This window comes from Phaeobacter sp. JH20_34 (genome assembly GCF_048056095.1).
Classification (GTDB): domain Bacteria; phylum Pseudomonadota; class Alphaproteobacteria; order Rhodobacterales; family Rhodobacteraceae; genus Phaeobacter; species Phaeobacter bryozoorum.
Genome location: NZ_JAYMWT010000007.1, coordinates 172,317 through 188,882, shown reverse-complemented (window position 1 = coordinate 188,882; position 16,566 = coordinate 172,317). Strand labels below are relative to the sequence as shown.

The window sequence follows — 16,566 nt, the reverse complement described above, 5'->3', positions numbered from 1 at the left end:
CATCGGATCAGGCCTGACCCTTGGCGATCAGATCTGCCGCCAGATCGTGGAACGCCTTGGCCTGCGCGCTGTCGGGTTTGCTGACCGCAATCGGCGCGCCACCGTCGGCGGCAACGCGCACATCCAGATGCAGCGGGATCTCCGCCAGCAGCGGCACATTCAGTTTCTCAGCCTCGGCAGCAACGCCGCCATGGCCAAAGACATGTTCCTCATGCCCGCAGTTGGAGCAGATATGCGTGGACATGTTTTCCACCATGCCGATGATCGGCACGTTGAGTTTCTGGAACATGTCGATGCCCTTGCGGGCGTCGATCAGCGCCACATCCTGCGGGGTGGACACCACGATGGCGCCGTCCACATGCGCCTTTTGCGCCAGCGTCATCTGCACATCACCGGTGCCCGGCGGCAGGTCCACGATCAGCACGTCCAGCGCGCCCCATTGCACCTGCATCATCATCTGCTGGAGGGCCCCCATCAGCATCGGGCCGCGCCAGACAACCGCCTGATCCTCGTTGGTCATCAGGCCGATCGACATCATGGTGACCCCGTGGTTGCGCATCGGCAGGATGGTTTTGCCATCCGGGCTGGCGGGCCGACCGGAGACCCCCAGCATCCTGGGCTGCGAAGGGCCGTAGACATCAGCATCAAGCAGGCCGACACGGCGGCCCTGAGCGGCCAGGGCACAGGCGATATTCGCCGAAACCGTGGACTTGCCGACGCCGCCCTTGCCGGAGGCAACCGCGATGATCCGGTCGACGCCGGGAATTTTCTGCGGCCCCTGCGGCTGGGCGGCCGGTTTGGGCTTCAGGTCCGGCGGCGCCTTTTCGGAATGGGCCGTCAGCATGGCCGAAACCTTGCCGGCGCCGGGCAGCGCCGTCACCTTTGCGTCGGCTTCATCGCGCACGGGCGCGTAGATATCGGATTTGGCCGGGTCGATTTCCAGCACAAAGCGGACTGTGCCCTCTTCGATATTGAGCGCGCGGACGATGCCAGCGGCGACAATATCGCTGCCGGACACCGGGTCTTTGATGGTCTTGAGCGCCTCTAGGACAGTTTCACGAGTGAGGGACACGCCGGGGTTGCTCCTTATTGGGGCGAGCTTGGTCTAAGCTGGCTTGATTGTTTTTGATGGCCTGCGGGGCTTTTGGCCCCGGCTGTAACGGCTCTTGACGGGGATGTAGGTGGTTTCCTAGCATTTCATATGGTCTGGGTATGTACTCTTTTGCGCGGTTACGCGGGAATACTGGCGATAATTCTGCTTGCGCTGATCCTGCGACCGGCCAGCGGACAGGCCGAGAGCGATCCGGCAAAGCTGCGACTGGCCGCTCCTGCGCCACTGGTGGAGACCGGGGTGTTGGGGTTTCTGTTGCCGCGGTTTTCGCTGAAGACGCAGGTGCGGATCGAACTGGTCGACAGCAATGATGTCGCCGAGATGATGCTGGGCATGACCGGCCAGCCCGTGATGGAGGGGGACGGGACCGTCTGGCATCTGGAGCTGATCGCGCCGGATCACGCCGGGGCGCGGCGCTTTGCAGACTGGCTGACCTCTGATGTGGGCGCGCGCACGATTGCCGCCTTTGCCCCCGAGGGGCGCCAGATGTTCCGGGTGCCGAAGCAGGCACAGGCCGCGGTGGCTGTGACCACATGGGACGGCGACGCCGGACGCGGATACGATCTGTCCAAATCCCACTGCGGGCGCTGTCACGCGGTGGAGGAGGCCGGACGGATCAACAGTATCGGCTCGACCCCGTCGTTCTATGTGTTGCGCAGCCTCGCCAATTGGGAGGAGCGGTTTCAGGCCTTCTACGCGCTGAACCCGCATCCCGCCTTTACCCAGATTGCCGAGATCACGCCGCCCTTCGACGAGGCACGCCCCTCGCCGATTGTTCCGGTCGAACTCACGCTGGACGAGCTGGAGAATATCCTCGCCTATGTGGCCGTGCTCAGCCCCGCGGATCTGGGGGCGCCGTTGGAGCATAAGTAGCGTCATCATCTTATCGCGGCATTTCGGGATCAGTGATCCTTGCGTTTGCTGAGGTAGTCCTCGGTGGTGCGGACACGGGGGCGCTCCGCGCCTGCAAAGGGCGAGTTCTTTTGATGGAACTGCGCGTTGACCCGGCAATTGTCACACATCTGGATCATCCGGGCGGCATCCGGGTTGGCGAACATCGAATGTTTCCCGGCCAGTTTCTCGGTGATCTTGTCGATGGTGGATTTGACGCCGAAGAGCGAACCGCATTCGACGCAGGCAAAGGGTTCTTCCTCGTGCAGGACCACCTGTGACAGCGCGTCGGATGTCAGGTTCAGGCGTGGCTCGTAGCGGATCGCGTCCTCCGGGCAGACATTGGCGCAGAGACCGCATTGCAGACAGGCATCCTCCTGAAAGCGCAGCTGCGGCAGGTCCGGGTTGTCCCCCAGCGCGCCGGAGGGGCAGAGCGAGACACAGGAGAGGCAGAGCGTGCATTTGTCGGCGGCGACCAGAACAGCGCCATAGGGGGCGCCCTCGGGCAGGGGCAGCGTTTCGGCTTCGGGCAGCAGAGCCTTGGCGGCCTGACGGGTGATCTGGCGCCGTGTGCCCATCGGGCGCTGCGGGGTTTCCACCCGCGCCTGAGCGCCGCTGCGGTCAAAGAGGCGGTCGCTTAGCTGATCCGGGTCGTTCAGCTCCAGCAGATGCAGGTAGGGCCCGGCAATCGCCGTGGCCAGAGCCAGCTCGTGGTCCTGCACGTCGCGCTCAGCCCTAGGCGAGAGCAGCACCGAAACCTCGGCGAAACCGGCAGCGAGGGCGGCGAGGGCTTCGGCGTGACCAAAACTGTTGAGCGCCTCGACCGACAGGGGGATCACATCCGCCGGCAGGCCGCGGCCGTGGCGGGCGGCCAGCTCGACCATCTGATCACCGTGCTGATCGACCACCAGCAGGCGGGGGACGTTGCCACCAGCCTCTGCATATGCCTTGGCCAGGGTCTGGATCCGGCGCATCAGCGCATCGGTTGGCGGCGCGTCATAGGTGATTGCGCCGGAGGGGCAGAGCACGGCGCAGGAGCCACATCCGGCGCAGATCATCGGGTCAATGCTGACATGATCGCCGGCCGGGCTGATGGCACCGGTCGGGCAGACATCGAGGCAGCGGGTGCAACCGGTCTGCTCGGCGCGCGAATGGGCGCAAAGCAACGGCTCGCTGCGCACGTAGAGGGGTTTTTCGAAAGTGCCGACCAGCTGGCTGGCGCTCAGCGTGGCCTCGGCGACGGCCGGGGCGGACTTTGGATCGGCGCGCAGGTAGCCGTCACGTTTTTCGGGCGCGGGAAACAACGGCTGGCCGCCGCGCAGGTCGAGAATGATATCGCAGACCGACTGCCCGCCGTCGCGCGCCTCGTCCCAGGTCCAGCTGCGCCCGGTGACGTCCAGCTGTTGCAGCCGGTCGATGGTGACGGAAAACTGTCCCAAGGCGCCCCGCGCATGGCGCAGCTGGCCGGAAATCACATCGTAGGCGCGGCTATGAGGGGGGTCGCTCGGCGTCTCGAGAAGCACGGTCACCGCGAGGCTCTCCTGCAGCCGCTCGGCTGCGGCATAGGCCACCTCCGGCGCGCCAAGGATCAGGCAGAGCCCCTCCGAATGCAGGTCTATGGTCTTTGACAGGGGCGGTGTCAGCGTTGCCTCAGCAATCAACGCGGTCATTTTGGGCAGCGTCGAGGCGGTATCGGCGGTCCATCCGGCCCGGTCGCGCAGGTCGACAAAGGCCGGGGCCGGCTGGTCGATTTCCTCTGCCAGCGCCTCGAAAATCCGGTGCTCCTGGGCGCAGCAAATAATTGCGTCCCCCTGCGAGATGGCCTGTGCCGCCTGTTCGATCTGATCGGTACAAAGCGCTGAATGCAGCTTTGAACAGGGCAGGCCTGTGCTACGGGACAATGCCTCGGAATCGATTGATTGCGTTCCGGCACAATCACATAGAATCAATTGCTTAGACATGTTTTCTCCGCGTGTTTCTCGCTTGGTGAAAGCAGCAGAAATCCGCCGCTCCGGGCTTAGACTAGGCATGTTTGCGCAAGCAGGTAAACCGCAATTTGCCGGTCAGCCGTGCCGCCGGGTGGCTTAGATGAGGCAAGTGATTCGCCGTGGCAAGGCATCGCGCTTCCCCTGCGTTAAGCCTGAGTGAATTAGTCGAATTAGACTTTTCGTCCGCACTGTCCAAAGGGGGCATGTCGGGCTGGTCAAATTGACCTTTGATGTTGATTTAACGCGCCATCAGCAAAAGTTATCTTCCCGTGTGGTCGCAGAATGCGGCACTGTTTTGTCAACCGAACTGACCAAATAGGGCGTTGACGTGTCTGAGACCGGGGATCGCAGTGCAAAGACGGATGTGATGCCGCTGGGTGTCGTCCTGCGGCGTCAGCCGGGGGTGACCCGTTGGGCGCGCTGGTCGTGGAAGGCAACCTCGGTGCTACCGGGCGCGGCGCAGGCGGACTGGCAGCTGTTACGCGAAGCGGGCGAGGTGCGGGAGTACCACGCCGCCACCCTGCCGCTGGAGCTGCACCGGAGCGAGGCCGAGGCCTATCTGCACGGGCTGACCGCGGAACCACCCTGCATCTATGTGGTCCTGCGCGACGGCGTGTCGGACGATCGGCCGCTTGAGGTGCTCTTGGTGACGGCCTCGCCCTATGAGGCGCAGGATTACGCCGACAACGGCGAGGATCTGGTGGAAAAAGTACCGATGCCGGACGGGCTGATTGCCTGGGTCCGCGATTTTGCGCAGCTGCATTTTCACGACGAGCCGTTCAAGAAACGGCGCCGGGACCGGGTCAAGACCGACGCCAGCGAGGACGGGATCGGCGATCCGCGCATCTCGCAGATGACCGATGTCTATCGCTCGCCCGCCCTGAAGAAGGCGCGCCTGTCATGAGCCGGGATGATTTCTGGTCCCGCCGCCGCGCCCGTGTTGCGGCCGAACAGGAGGCTGAGGCCGCCGAGGTCGCTGCTGCCGCACGTCAGGCCGCCGAAGAGGCGCTGGAGGAGAAAAGTGACGCCGAGATCCTGCAAGAGCTGAACCTGCCGGACCCCGATGAGATGCAACAGGGCGATGACTTCAGCGTGTTCCTGAAAGAGACCATTCCGGCGCGGATCCGTACCCGCGCCCTTCGCCGTTTGTGGACCAGCAATCCGATTCTGGCCAATGTCGACGGGCTGTTGGATTACGGCGAGGATTTCACCGACAGCGCCATGGTGATCGAGAATCTTCAGACCGCATATCAGGTCGGCAAGGGCATGACCGCGCATGTAGAGGAGCTGGCGCGGCAGGCAGAAGAGGCCGCAGCCACGACCGCTGACACCGAGCAGGAGGCCGAAGCGCTGGCCGCTGAGGAGACGGTCGCGGCGGTCGCGCCGCATGAGGCAGCCTCATGCGACTCTTTGCAGGCCGGTGCTGGGCAGGCCGAGACAGCGCCGCTCGAATCCGTGCGCCGCCCAACCATGGGCTTGCAGTCGCCGTCAGGTGGTGCCGATCCAGACCATGCACAGGAGGCGGCAGCCCGGATGCCGTCAATGCCGACAGCGGCTGATCCCGTCTTTGCCGCTGTTGCTGATCCCGTTCCCGATCCGGTGGCGTCGGCGCCGAGGCGTATGCGCTTCACCTTTGCCGCTGACACCAACGCACCCGCCACCTGACCCACCCGAAACCCAGACCAAGACCCCTGCGAGGAGACACATATGACCGCCGAGCACGCCCAGTCAGAGACAGCCGAACAGACGGCCGGTCCTGCCATTCCGCAGGATGAAGACCGTCTGCGTGCGGATCTCTACAATTTTCTGGGCCTGATGCTGTCGGGGCCGCCGGATGAGATGCTGTTGGCGCAGGTGGCCGGTTTATCCGGGGATGACACCGACTTGGGCACGGCGATCAACGCGCTGGCGAAAATCGCGCGGCTGACCAAACCTGCGGCCGCTGAGCGGGAGTTCAACAAGCTGTTCATCGGTCTGGGCCGTGGCGAGCTGCTGCCCTATGCCAGCTACTATCTGACCGGATTTCTGAACGAGAAACCGCTGGCAGCCCTGCGGCAGGACATGGCTGCGCGGGGCATGACACGGGCCCAGAATGTCTATGAGCCGGAGGATAATATCGCCTCCCTTATGGAGATGATGGGGGCGCTGATTGCCGGACGTTTCGGCACGGCAGCACCGCTGGGTGACCAGAAACAGTTCTTCAACAAACACATAGGCCCCTGGGCCGGGCATTTCTATTCCGATCTGGAGGCGGCGAAGAACTCGGTTCTTTATGCCGCCGTCGGTGCCGTGGGCCGGGTCTTCATGGAGATCGAGGCCGAAGGATTTCGAATGAGTGCGGAGCAATCCGCCTGAGCCGGGACGGCGTGCCGTCCTTAACCCACGTGAGCCAACCAACTGAGGAGGAGGATCACATGACCAGAAAGACCGAGGAGGCCCAGAGCCGCCGCGACTTTCTCAAGCTGGCAGCGACCACAACGCCGATTGCGGCAATTGCGGTGGCGACGACCGGCGGCACGGCCGAGGCGGCCGAGCCTGACCTGACATCGGAAGTGATGCAGGATACCGCGCACACCCGCGCCTATTACGACAGTCTCCGGTTCTGACCGACCGGTGATGTTTTGAACGCCCACGGCGACTGGTTGCGTGACGCCCGACTGCCAAAGGCCCCCGATAACCCAGCGAACCCGTAAGGGAAGCAAGGGAGGAACACATGCTTAGGAAAAAGACCAACGGGGTTGCGCGACGCCCCCAGCGGACCAGTATCCTGTCCAAGGTTGCAGAAAGCTCCGTTGACCGCCGCGCGTTTCTGCGCGGATCCGGCCTCGCGATTGGTGGGCTTGCCGCCATCAGCGCCACCGGTGGATCCGTCACCAAGGCCAATGCCGCCACGGCTGCGGCTGGCGCGGTGGAAACCGTCAAATCCGTCTGCACCCACTGCTCGGTCGGCTGTACCGTCGTAGCAGAGGTGCAGAATGGCGTCTGGACCGGTCAGGAACCCGGTTGGGACAGCCCGTTCAACCTCGGCGCCCATTGTGCCAAGGGGGCCTCCGTGCGCGAACACGCCCATGGAGAACGCCGTCTGAAGTACCCGATGAAGAAAGAAGGCGGGGAATGGAAGCGCATCAGCTGGGAACAGGCGATCAACGAGATCGGCGACGGCATGATGCAGATCCGCGAAGAGAGCGGACCCGACAGCGTCTATTGGCTTGGCTCGGCCAAGCATAACAACGAACAGGCCTATCTGTTCCGCAAGTTCGCCGCCTATTGGGGCACCAATAACGTCGACCACCAGGCGCGGATCTGTCACTCGACCACGGTTGCGGGTGTTGCGAATACATGGGGCTACGGCGCCATGACCAACAGCTACAACGATATCCATAACTCCAAGGCGATCTTCATCATCGGCGGCAACCCGGCAGAGGCGCATCCTGTCTCGCTGCTGCATGTTCTGAAGGCCAAGGAGCAGAACAACGCGCCGTTGATCGTCTGCGATCCGCGTTTCACCCGCACGGCAGCCCATGCCGATGAATATGTGCGTTTCCGCCCCGGCACCGATGTGGCGCTGGTCTGGGGGATCCTGTGGCATATCTTCGAGAACAGCTGGGAAGATAAAGAATTCATCCGCACCCGTGTCTGGGGCATGGATCAGATCCGCGAAGAAGTGGCCAAGTGGACGCCCGAGGAAGTCGAGCGTGTGACCGGCACTCCCGGCAGCCAGCTGAAGCGCGTGGCGCGGACAATGGCCAACAACCGCCCCGGCACCGTGATCTGGTGTATGGGTGGCACCCAGCACACCACCGGCAACAACAACACCCGCGCCTACTGCATTCTGCAGCTTGCGCTGGGCAACATGGGCACATCGGGCGGCGGCACCAATATCTTCCGTGGCCACGACAACGTGCAGGGCGCAACCGACCTTGGCGTTCTGAGCCATACATTGCCGGGTTACTATGGCCTGTCGGCGGGCGCATGGGCGCATTGGGGCCGTGTCTGGGGTGAGGATAGCGAATGGCTTGCCGGTCAGTTCGACACCACCAAAGGGGCCGATGGCAAGGACAAGTCGATGCAGAACCTGACGGGTATTCCGGTCAGCCGCTGGATCGACGGCATTCTGGAAGACAAGGCGAACATAGACCAGCCCAATAACGTGCGGGCCATGGTCCTGTGGGGCCATGCGCCGAACTCTCAGACCCGTATGACGGAGATGAAGACGGCGATGGAGAAGCTGGACATGCTGGTCGTTGTCGACCCGTATCCCACCGTCTCTGCGGTGCTGCATGATCGCACCGATGGTGTCTATCTGCTGCCCGCCTGTACCCAGTTCGAGACCCGGGGTTCGGTCACCGCGTCCAACCGGTCCTTGCAGTGGCGCGACAAGATCGTCGATCCGCTGTTCGAAAGCCTGCCGGACCATGTGATCATCGCCAAATTCGCCAATAAATTCGGCTGGGGCGACCGGTTCTTCCGCAATATCGAGATGGAAGATGCCGAGACGCCGAATGTCGAAAGCGTCACCCGCGAATTCAACCGTGGTATGTGGACGATCGGCTATACCGGCCAGTCGCCGGAGCGGATGAAAACGCATATGGCCAATCAGCACACCTTTGACCGCACCACGCTGCGGGCGGTGGGTGGTCCTGCTGACGGCGATTACTACGGGATGCCCTGGCCCTGCTGGGGAACCGCTGAAATGGGTCACCCGGGCACGCCAAACCTCTATGACATGTCAAAACCTGTCTCCGAGGGCGGCCTGACCTTCCGCGCGCGCTTTGGTGTGGAACGGGATGGCGACAACCTGCTGGCAGAAGGTGTCTATTCCGCAGGCTCCGACATTCAGGATGGTTATCCTGAGTTCACCTATCAGATGCTGAAGGATCTGGGCTGGCACACCGAGCTGACCGCGTCCGAGCGGGCCTTTATCGCCAAGGCTGCCGGGGTGGATGGGTTTGCCGATTACACCCACGAAGTTGGCGAGCAGAGCATGTCGCCCTTCCCGTCGGACTATGACGACAAGGTGGCCAAGGTGAACTGGAAAACCGACCTGTCGGGCGGCATCCAGCGGGTTGCCATCGCGCATGAATGTGCGCCCTTTGGCAACGCCAAGGCGCGTGCCGTGGTCTGGACCTTCCCGGATCCGGTGCCAATCCATCGCGAGCCGCTCTATACCAACCGCCGGGATCTGGTCGAAGACTACCCGACATATGAGGACCGTCACGCCTACCGGCTGCCGACCCTCTATGCGTCGATCCAGAAGAACGACGTCTCCAAGGAATATCCGATCATCCTGACCTCAGGTCGTCTGGTCGAATATGAAGGCGGCGGCGAAGAAACCCGGTCCAACCCGTGGCTTGCGGAATTGCAGCAGGACATGTTCGTCGAGATCCACCCGCGCGATGCCAACAATATCGGCATTCGCGATGGCTCTCAGGTCTGGGTCGAAGGCCCGGAAGGCGGCAAGGTCAAAGTCATGGCAATGGTCACAGAGCGGGTCGGAGAGGGCGTTGCCTTCATGCCGTTCCACTTTGGTGGTCACTACCAGGGCACGGATCTGCGCGACAAATACCCGGATGGGGCTGACCCCTATGTTCTGGGCGAAAGCTGCAACGTCGCACAGACCTATGGCTACGACAGCGTGACCCAGATGCAGGAGACCAAATGTACTCTCTGCAAAATCAGCGCAGCATAAGGAGAAAGAGATATGGCAAGAGCGAAGTTTCTCTGTGACGCCGAACGCTGCATTGAATGCAACGCCTGCGTGACGGCCTGTAAGAACGAGCATGAGGTGCCCTGGGGCATCAACCGGCGTCGGGTGGTGACCATCAATGATGGCAAACCCGGCGAGCGGTCGATCTCGGTCGCCTGTATGCATTGCTCGGACGCACCCTGTATGGCGGTGTGCCCGGTCGATTGCTTCTACCAGAACGAAGAAGGCGTGGTCCTGCACTCCAAGGATCTCTGCATTGGCTGTGGCTATTGCTTCTACGCGTGCCCCTTTGGTGCGCCGCAGTATCCGCAGGCGGGCAACTTTGGCAGCCGCGGCAAGATGGACAAATGCACCTTCTGCGCCGGTGGTCCCGAGGAGACGCATTCCAATGCGGAATTCTCCAAATACGGGCGCAACCGGATTGCAGAGGGTAAGCTGCCCATCTGCGCCGAGATGTGCTCAACCAAGGCGCTTTTGGCCGGTGACGGCGATGTCGTGTCTGCGGTCTACCGCGAACGCGTTGTCGCCCGTGGCTTTGGCTCGGGTGCCTGGGGCTGGGGGACAGCCTATGACCAGAAGGGCGGCTGATCAGCCCTCTTTGACATGAAGGGATGGCCCGCCCGCGCGGGCCGTCCTGTTTTCCTGTTCAGTTTCCAAGACAACCCATGAAGGAGTGTGGCCCATGCTGCGCATCGCCTTTGCAATTCTGATGCAACTGACGCTGATGGCGGGGATCGCTGCGGCGCAGGACACCCAGGGTGCCCCTGCGGCGGAGGCGGTGCCGGATCGCAGTGCCACGGGTGGGGCGCAGACGCTGGAGGATATCCTGGCCCGTCAGCGCGGCGAAAAAATCGACGACAGTTTCCGCAGCGACGATACCGGTGCGGGCGCGATTGGCGCCGGGATCACGCAACAGCTGGGCACGCTCGGTGGGGCCTCCGATCCCGAACTCTGGCGCGCAATCCGCTACAACGCGGCAGATCTGCGGGTCTCGGCGGGGGGCGATGTTGCCACTGTTCTGGTGCAGGATGGCGGTATGCGCTGGCTGACTTTCCGCGATGGGCCGCTTCGCACCTATGGTGGCTGGCTATTGCTGGGCACGATAGGCTTTCTGGCGCTGTTCTATCTGCTGCGCGGCCGTATTCGCATAGACGAGCCCTCTACCGGACGCACGGTCACCCGCTTTCAGTTCATCGAACGCTTTGCCCATTGGATGCTGGCGGGATCCTTCATTCTGCTGGGCGTTACCGGATTGGCCAGCCTGTTTGGCCGGATGGTGATCGCCCCCTATCTGGGCAAGGAGATCAACGCGGGCCTGCTGATCTGGAGCAAATGGGTCCACAACAATGTTTCCTGGGCGTTCATGCTGGCGCTGATCATGGTGTTTGTCATGTGGGTGGCCCACAATATCCCCAACCGTACGGATCTGGTGTGGATCCGCCAGATGGGCGGCATTGTCGGCAAGGCCCATCCGCCCGCTAAGAAGTTCAACTTTGGCCAGAAGCTGATTTTCTGGTCGGTGATTGTTCTTGGAACCTCCATTTCGGTTTCGGGCCTGTCGCTCCTGTTCCCGTTTGAGATGCCGCTCTTTGCCAAGACCTTTGCCATCTTGAATGATCTCGGCCTGCCGCAGCTGGTGGGTTATGGCACCCTGCCGGTTGACCTTGCACCGCAGGAAGAAATGCAGCTGGCCCAGAGCTGGCACGCCATTATCAGCTTTGTGCTGATGGCGATTATTCTGGCGCATATCTACATCGGCTCGCTGGGCATGGAAGGTGCCTTTGACGCGATGGGATCCGGCGACGTGGACGAGGCTTGGGCGCATCAGCACCACTCCATCTGGTTGGAGGAAATGCGCGAAAAAGGCGAAGTCACGCCAGAGGGCAGCAGCGGCAGCGCCAAGGGCGCAACACCGGCGGAGTGACCGGCGGTGTGGTGCCGCCTGTCAGCGCTGGTTCTGCGGACGGGTCATCTGTTGGCCGCCTGCGCTGCGACTGTTCTGGCGCTGCCCGCAGGTGCCGATCCGGCCGACGGGGATGAGTTCACCACGTTGAAAGGCCACGGCGGCCCGGTGATGGCCTTGGCGGTGTCGCCCGAGGGTCAGGTGGCCACCGGCAGTTTCGACAATGCCGTGGGCCTGTGGAGCGATCGCACGCCACGCTGGCTTGAGGCCCATGATGCAGCGGTCACCGCTCTGGCCTTTGTCGATGCCGGTCGTCTGGTCACCGCGGGGGATGATTTCGCGCTCTACCTGTGGCCGAAGGGCGGCCAGCAGGCCGAGTTGATCGGCCGCCATCTGGGCAAGATCCGGGCGCTGGCCATTGCCCCTGACCGCGAAATGCTGGTGTCGGCGAGCTGGGACGGCAATATCGGTCTCTGGCCATTTGACGGAGGAGCGGAACAGCGCATAGCGGTTGGCAGCGGCATCAATGACGTGGCAATCGGACCAGGGGGGGCGATTTATGCCGCCACGATGGAGGGGCAGATACTGGTCTACGAGGACGCAGGCCAACCGCCCCGCCGCCTGGTCGATCAGGGCTTTGGCATTAACCAGCTGGCGCTTGGCCCCGGTGGCGACTGGCTGGCCTATGGGGCTGTGGATGGCGCGACGCGCGTTGTCGACACACAGACCGGCGAGCCTGTAGCCGATTTCACGCTGGAGCGACGGCCTATCCTTGCAATGGCCCATCATGAGGGCACCGCGCGGCTCGCCGTCGGGGACGGGCAGGGCTATATCATGATGGTGGACACCGAGACCTGGCGCATCAGTGCCGATTTTCGCGCCACCCGCGACGGGCCGGTCTGGGCGCTGGAGTTTGCGCCGGACGGGCAGACCATCTGGGCCGCCGGGCTGGATGATCTGGCCTATGGCTGGCCGGTTGCCCTGATGGGAGAGGCTGAGGCGCAGATGGCAGGCAACCGCGGGTTCCTGAAGGACCCAGAAACGATGCCCAACGGCGAACGGCAGTTCATGCGGAAATGCTCGATCTGCCACGCGCTCGGCCCCGGTGAGAGTCGCAAGGCGGGACCGAGCCTATATGATGTTTTTGGTCGCCCGGCGGGCACGCTGGCGGGTTATCGCTATTCGCAGGTCCTTGATGGATCTGATATAATCTGGGGAGAGGCGACAATTGATGCCCTCTTCGATCTGGGGCCGGATCACTATATCCCCGGCTCCAAGATGCCGATGCAGCGGATTACCGATCCGCAGGACCGGCGCGATCTGATTGCGTTTCTGAAACGCGCAACCAAGGTGGAGAAGTAACACAATGAAAGCCATGTTGACGGGGTTTGCCGCCATCATCGTGATCGCCGCCGGCGCCAATCTGGCACTGGATCAGGCGGGGTTCGCCTCTTACGAGGTGCATTCCGGGCCGGCCGTCCGACTGGATTGACCGTGCTGACAACCGCGCCGCCGCCCCGAGATGAATATGGGGAAAACCTTGCCGGTGCGTCGATCCTGGTGATCGATGATGAACCAGGTATGCGCAATTTCATGACCAAGATCCTGACCCCCCGCTGCAAGCGGGTGGAGCAGGCGGCGTCTGCCGCGGAGGCGTCCAATATTCTGGATCAGGCGCATTTCGACCTGATCATCCTCGACAATATCATGCCCGGCAAAACCGGGCTGGAATGGGTGCAGGAACAGCATAAGGTCGGCCTGTTTGCCGATACGGTGCTGGTCACCGCCTATGCGGATCTGGAAACTGCCATTCAGGCGCTGCGGGTCGGGGTGGCGGATTTCGTGCTGAAACCGTTTCGCGCCAATCAGATCCTCAATTCCGTGGCACGGGCCCTGGACCGCAAGCATCTGCGGCGGGAAAACTACCTGCTGAAACATGCGCTATCGGCGGAGGGCACCGCTGCGCGGGGGCGTTTGCTGGGGAAATCTCCTGCGATTCAGACCGCGCGTGACATGATTACCCGGCTGGCGCCGCTGCCGACGCCTGTGTTGTTCACCGGCGCCAGTGGCACCGGCAAGGAAATCGCGGCGCGGACGCTGCATTCGCTGTCGGACCGCGCGGAGAAGCCGTTTGTGGCGGTGAACTGCGCGGCTATCGCGCCTGATCGCATCGCGCATGAGCTGTTCGGTATGGTGGATTCGCAGGACCGCCGACAGGACGGGCTGTTTCTTTATGCTGATGGCGGCACGCTGTTTCTGGACGAGGTGGCCCAGATGCCCGAACAGGTGCAGGCTGCGCTGCTCCGCGTGCTGGAGGACCAGCGCATCCGGCCGGTCGGCGCAGAGCGCGATATCCCGCTGAACCTGCGGTTCCTGTTTGCCACCAATGCCGATCTGGAACAGGCCGTGGCCGAGGGCCGTTTCCGTGCCGATCTCTATCACCGGATCAATATCGTCAACATCCAGATGCCACCGCTGCGCGAACGGGTTGAGGATATCGTGGAGCTGGCGGCGCTGTTTATGGAGCAGTTCTCTACCACGCTGGCCATGCCTGCGCTGGAGCTCGACGCTGAGACCCTGCTGAAATTCAGCCGCTACGACTGGCCAGGCAATGTGCGTGAGCTGCGCAACCTGATTGAACGGTCGGTCATTCTCGGCGCCTTTCCTGAGGAGTTCGCAGGCACCGGCGGGATCACGGGCAGTGCTGCGATGGATACGCTCGATCTGGTGATGCAGCGTCATATCGTGCATGTGCTGGATGCCTGTGACGGCAATCGCGCCGAGGCCGCCCGACGGTTGGGGGTTTCGCGGAAAACGATTGATCGAAAATGCGCCAGTTGGGGGCTGTGATATCATCCGAGCGATAGGTGGATGGACGGCCAGCGTGTCGCGGGCTGTGGCTCAGTCCCCGGCCTTGACCGCAGGCAGCCAGATCGAAAAGACGGCGCCTTTGATCTCCCCGTTCTCAATCCGGGTGTCGGCCGAAATCACCCCGCCGGCGCGCTGAATCAGGGTCTGGCTGATCGACAGCCCCAGCCCGGTGCCTTCGCCCAGTTTGGTGGTGTAGAACGGGTTGAACACCGACGGCAGATCTTCGGCAGCGATGCCCGGCCCGGTGTCCGAAACCTCAAGACAGGCGCCGCTGACACCGTCGCGCTCCATCGGCCTCAGGGCCAGCAGGAGCCTGCCGCAGCCCTCCATGGCCTGCGCCGCGTTGAGGATCAGGTTGATCACCACCTGCTGCAATTCGCCCGGGTCTATGCGAACCGGTGGCGTTGCGGCGAACTGTTTTTCAACGGTAATGGCCTGTTTGGTGATCACGTGATCGACCAGCACCAGACAGTCGGAGACAACCGGGGCCAGATCCAGGCTTTCCTCGAAGGTGCCAAATTCGGTGGGGCGCGCAAATTGCAGCAGTTTGCCAACGATGGCGCTGATCCGCAGGATCTGATCGTCAATCAGCGCCAGCTCGGTGTCCACTTCCTCGGCGGCGGCGCCCAGAGTCATCCGCATCACATCGACGTTGCCCTGTATCACGGCGACAGGATTGTTGATCTCATGCGCCACACCGGCGGTGATCTCGCCGATGGAGGCGAGTTTCTCACTCATCACCAGCTGCTTATAGGTTGCCTCCAGTTTTTCGTTGGCGGCGCGCAGTTCGGCGGTGCGCTGGTCGACACGCGCGTTCAGCTCCTCTGCCCAGTCGCGCAGTTTCTGGTCACGATCCTGAACCTGATCAAGCAGGCTGTCGAGATGGGCCGCAACCTGTCCGATCTCGTCACGGCGCCCGACATTGCCGTTGCGCGCGGTCAGATCGCCACGTTCGACACGGGCCATGGTGTGGCTCATCTGCTCAAGCGGCGCAAAGATCCCTTTGGCCAGCCACAGGAACAGGGGCGCGGACAACAGCAGAACGGACAGGAATGACAGCACCACAGTCCAATAGGCGGAGAGTTTGGCCGCCGCAAAGGGCGCCTCAAGGAAGCCGACATAGAGCATCCCAACGCGACGCCCGAAGCTGTCGGTGAGCGGCAGATAGCCGGAGATATACCAGTCGTTCACCACAAAGGCACGGTCGAGCCAGGTCTGCCCCTCACCCAGCACCGCATCGCGCACAGCCTGCGAAACCCTGGTGCCTAGCGCGCGGACGTCTTCAAACAGGCGAACGTTTGTGGAGATACGGGTATCTTCCAAAAACAGTGTCGCGGTGCCCTTGCGGCTGATGCGATGACTGTCGCCCAGATAGACCAGCGCATTGATCGTATCGATGAAATCAAGATCCCGGTTCAGAAGCCGGCCCGCCACCAGCACGCCTTCACTGCCGTTATTGGTCACCGGCGCGGCGGAATGGATCACCATGCCGCGATCTTCCGCCGGTCGGGTCGTCGGCGCGGCGGCCTCGGTCTCGATCAGGGAAATACGGGCCCGGTCACGCAGGTCGGCAGAGATCTCATCCAGGTCCGCAGCGGAGAAAATGTCGATTTCCGAGGCCAGCCTGCCCTGCGCGGCGCGGTCGATCACCGGCCAGCGGCGCGCCTCGCGGTCAATATTGCGCAATGGCAGATAATAGAGGAAATCAAGCTGGAGGGATTGCCGCTGCTGGTCAAGAAACCGCAACTGATCCTGCAACGGTGCGCGCAGGACCTCGGCAAACCGGGCCGAGCTGGCGATTGCTGCCAGATCATCGCCGGTATTGGCCTGCAACTGGCGCAAATACTGGTCGGCGATTTTCAGATCGCTTTCTACATTGACGATCAGAACATTGTCGTAATCCGCGTTCCAGCGCGCCATGGCCACGACCAGCAGCAGCGGCATCACCACGCTGAGCGGCAGAAGTGCGAGCAATAGGAGGCGGAGCCGGACGGATTTCAAGGCGGCAAGGTCCTGTAGGCAGCTGGCACATCGGGTGAGTCCGCAGAGCGCATGGCTGCGTGCGGTGTTCACCCACTGTCGCATGGGGCCTGCT

Annotated in this window: 14 protein-coding genes; 11 read left to right on the top strand and 3 right to left on the bottom strand. The window is 62.7% G+C overall.

From position 1 onward, the window contains the following. Positions 1 to 7: 7 nt before the first annotated feature. Complete coding sequence (apbC, locus tag VWZ81_RS08650; protein WP_340547418.1) at positions 8 to 1,072, bottom strand: iron-sulfur cluster carrier protein ApbC; 1,065 nt, start codon at positions 1,070 to 1,072, stop codon at positions 8 to 10. Positions 1,073 to 1,201: 129 nt separating this feature from the next. Between apbC and VWZ81_RS08645 the strand changes: the two genes are divergently transcribed. Continuing rightward, positions 1,202 to 1,984, top strand: coding sequence for a hypothetical protein (locus VWZ81_RS08645; RefSeq protein ID WP_416542964.1), 783 nt, complete (start codon positions 1,202 to 1,204; stop codon positions 1,982 to 1,984). A 29-nt stretch (positions 1,985 to 2,013) separates the two neighbouring features. Here the strand turns inward: VWZ81_RS08645 and VWZ81_RS08640 are convergent, their stop codons facing one another. Beyond that, entirely contained in the window at positions 2,014 to 3,963 is a 1,950-nt protein-coding gene (locus VWZ81_RS08640) for a 4Fe-4S binding protein (protein WP_416542963.1), read from the bottom strand. Positions 3,964 to 4,357: 394 nt separating this feature from the next. On the opposite strand from VWZ81_RS08640, the gene VWZ81_RS08635 reads away from it, so the two are divergent. The 10 genes from VWZ81_RS08635 to VWZ81_RS08590 all read left to right on the top strand — a co-directional run bounded on the left by VWZ81_RS08635 (position 4,358) and on the right by VWZ81_RS08590 (position 14,450). Further along, on the top strand, positions 4,358 to 4,894 hold the full coding sequence (locus tag VWZ81_RS08635; RefSeq protein WP_340547534.1) for a DUF3305 domain-containing protein: 537 nt from the start codon (positions 4,358 to 4,360) through the stop codon (positions 4,892 to 4,894). Then, on the top strand, positions 4,891 to 5,655 hold the full coding sequence (locus tag VWZ81_RS08630) for a DUF3306 domain-containing protein (protein ID WP_416542962.1): 765 nt from the start codon (positions 4,891 to 4,893) through the stop codon (positions 5,653 to 5,655). Before VWZ81_RS08635 ends, VWZ81_RS08630 begins: the two co-directional genes overlap by 4 nt. Positions 5,656 to 5,697: 42 nt before the next feature. After that, positions 5,698 to 6,345, top strand: coding sequence for a TorD/DmsD family molecular chaperone (locus VWZ81_RS08625; protein WP_416542961.1), 648 nt, complete (start codon positions 5,698 to 5,700; stop codon positions 6,343 to 6,345). A 59-nt stretch (positions 6,346 to 6,404) separates the two neighbouring features. Continuing rightward, positions 6,405 to 6,596 carry a twin-arginine translocation pathway signal protein gene (locus VWZ81_RS08620; protein WP_340547413.1) on the top strand — a complete coding sequence of 64 codons (192 nt, stop codon included), beginning with the start codon at positions 6,405 to 6,407 and terminating at the stop codon, positions 6,594 to 6,596. 107 nt (positions 6,597 to 6,703) lie between these two features. Continuing rightward, positions 6,704 to 9,679, top strand: a complete 2,976-nt coding sequence (locus VWZ81_RS08615; protein WP_340547412.1) for a formate dehydrogenase subunit alpha — start codon at positions 6,704 to 6,706, stop codon at positions 9,677 to 9,679. Between the two features lie 12 nt (positions 9,680 to 9,691). After that, positions 9,692 to 10,285 (top strand): formate dehydrogenase FDH3 subunit beta, encoded by a 594-nt coding sequence (gene fdh3B / locus VWZ81_RS08610; RefSeq protein ID WP_014875661.1) that lies wholly within the window; start codon positions 9,692 to 9,694, stop codon positions 10,283 to 10,285. A 94-nt stretch (positions 10,286 to 10,379) separates the two neighbouring features. Then, a complete protein-coding gene (locus VWZ81_RS08605) occupies positions 10,380 to 11,621 on the top strand; it encodes a formate dehydrogenase subunit gamma (RefSeq protein WP_416542960.1) in 1,242 nt (413 codons plus the stop codon). Positions 11,622 to 11,672: 51 nt separating this feature from the next. Continuing rightward, positions 11,673 to 12,962, top strand: coding sequence for a c-type cytochrome (locus VWZ81_RS08600; protein WP_416542959.1), 1,290 nt, complete (start codon positions 11,673 to 11,675; stop codon positions 12,960 to 12,962). 4 nt (positions 12,963 to 12,966) lie between these two features. Further along, on the top strand, positions 12,967 to 13,092 hold the full coding sequence (locus VWZ81_RS08595) for a hypothetical protein (protein ID WP_340547409.1): 126 nt from the start codon (positions 12,967 to 12,969) through the stop codon (positions 13,090 to 13,092). Then, complete coding sequence (locus tag VWZ81_RS08590) at positions 13,089 to 14,450, top strand: sigma-54 dependent transcriptional regulator (protein ID WP_340547408.1); 1,362 nt, start codon at positions 13,089 to 13,091, stop codon at positions 14,448 to 14,450. The genes VWZ81_RS08595 and VWZ81_RS08590 overlap by 4 nt, the downstream gene beginning before the upstream one ends. Positions 14,451 to 14,501: 51 nt before the next feature. Here the strand turns inward: VWZ81_RS08590 and VWZ81_RS08585 are convergent, their stop codons facing one another. After that, complete coding sequence (locus VWZ81_RS08585) at positions 14,502 to 16,472, bottom strand: cache domain-containing protein (RefSeq protein ID WP_416537583.1); 1,971 nt, start codon at positions 16,470 to 16,472, stop codon at positions 14,502 to 14,504. Between the last annotated feature and the right edge of the window lie 94 nt (positions 16,473 to 16,566).

Excerpts from the sequence above, each read along its gene's own strand:
- VWZ81_RS08630 (WP_416542962.1), top strand. The coding sequence starts at position 4,891 with ATGAGCCGGGATGATTTCTGGTCCCGCCGCCGCGCCCGTGTTGCGGCC.
- VWZ81_RS08595 (WP_340547409.1), top strand. The coding sequence starts at position 12,967 with ATGAAAGCCATGTTGACGGGGTTTGCCGCCATCATCGTGATCGCCGCC.
- VWZ81_RS08625 (WP_416542961.1), top strand. The coding sequence starts at position 5,698 with ATGACCGCCGAGCACGCCCAGTCAGAGACAGCCGAACAGACGGCCGGT.
- VWZ81_RS08645 (WP_416542964.1), top strand. The coding sequence starts at position 1,202 with ATGGTCTGGGTATGTACTCTTTTGCGCGGTTACGCGGGAATACTGGCG.
- fdh3B (WP_014875661.1), top strand. The coding sequence starts at position 9,692 with ATGGCAAGAGCGAAGTTTCTCTGTGACGCCGAACGCTGCATTGAATGC.
- VWZ81_RS08635 (WP_340547534.1), top strand. The coding sequence starts at position 4,358 with ATGCCGCTGGGTGTCGTCCTGCGGCGTCAGCCGGGGGTGACCCGTTGG.
- VWZ81_RS08620 (WP_340547413.1), top strand. The coding sequence starts at position 6,405 with ATGACCAGAAAGACCGAGGAGGCCCAGAGCCGCCGCGACTTTCTCAAG.
- VWZ81_RS08640 (WP_416542963.1), bottom strand. The coding sequence starts at position 3,963 with ATGTCTAAGCAATTGATTCTATGTGATTGTGCCGGAACGCAATCAATC.
- VWZ81_RS08615 (WP_340547412.1), top strand. The coding sequence starts at position 6,704 with ATGCTTAGGAAAAAGACCAACGGGGTTGCGCGACGCCCCCAGCGGACC.
- VWZ81_RS08605 (WP_416542960.1), top strand. The coding sequence starts at position 10,380 with ATGCTGCGCATCGCCTTTGCAATTCTGATGCAACTGACGCTGATGGCG.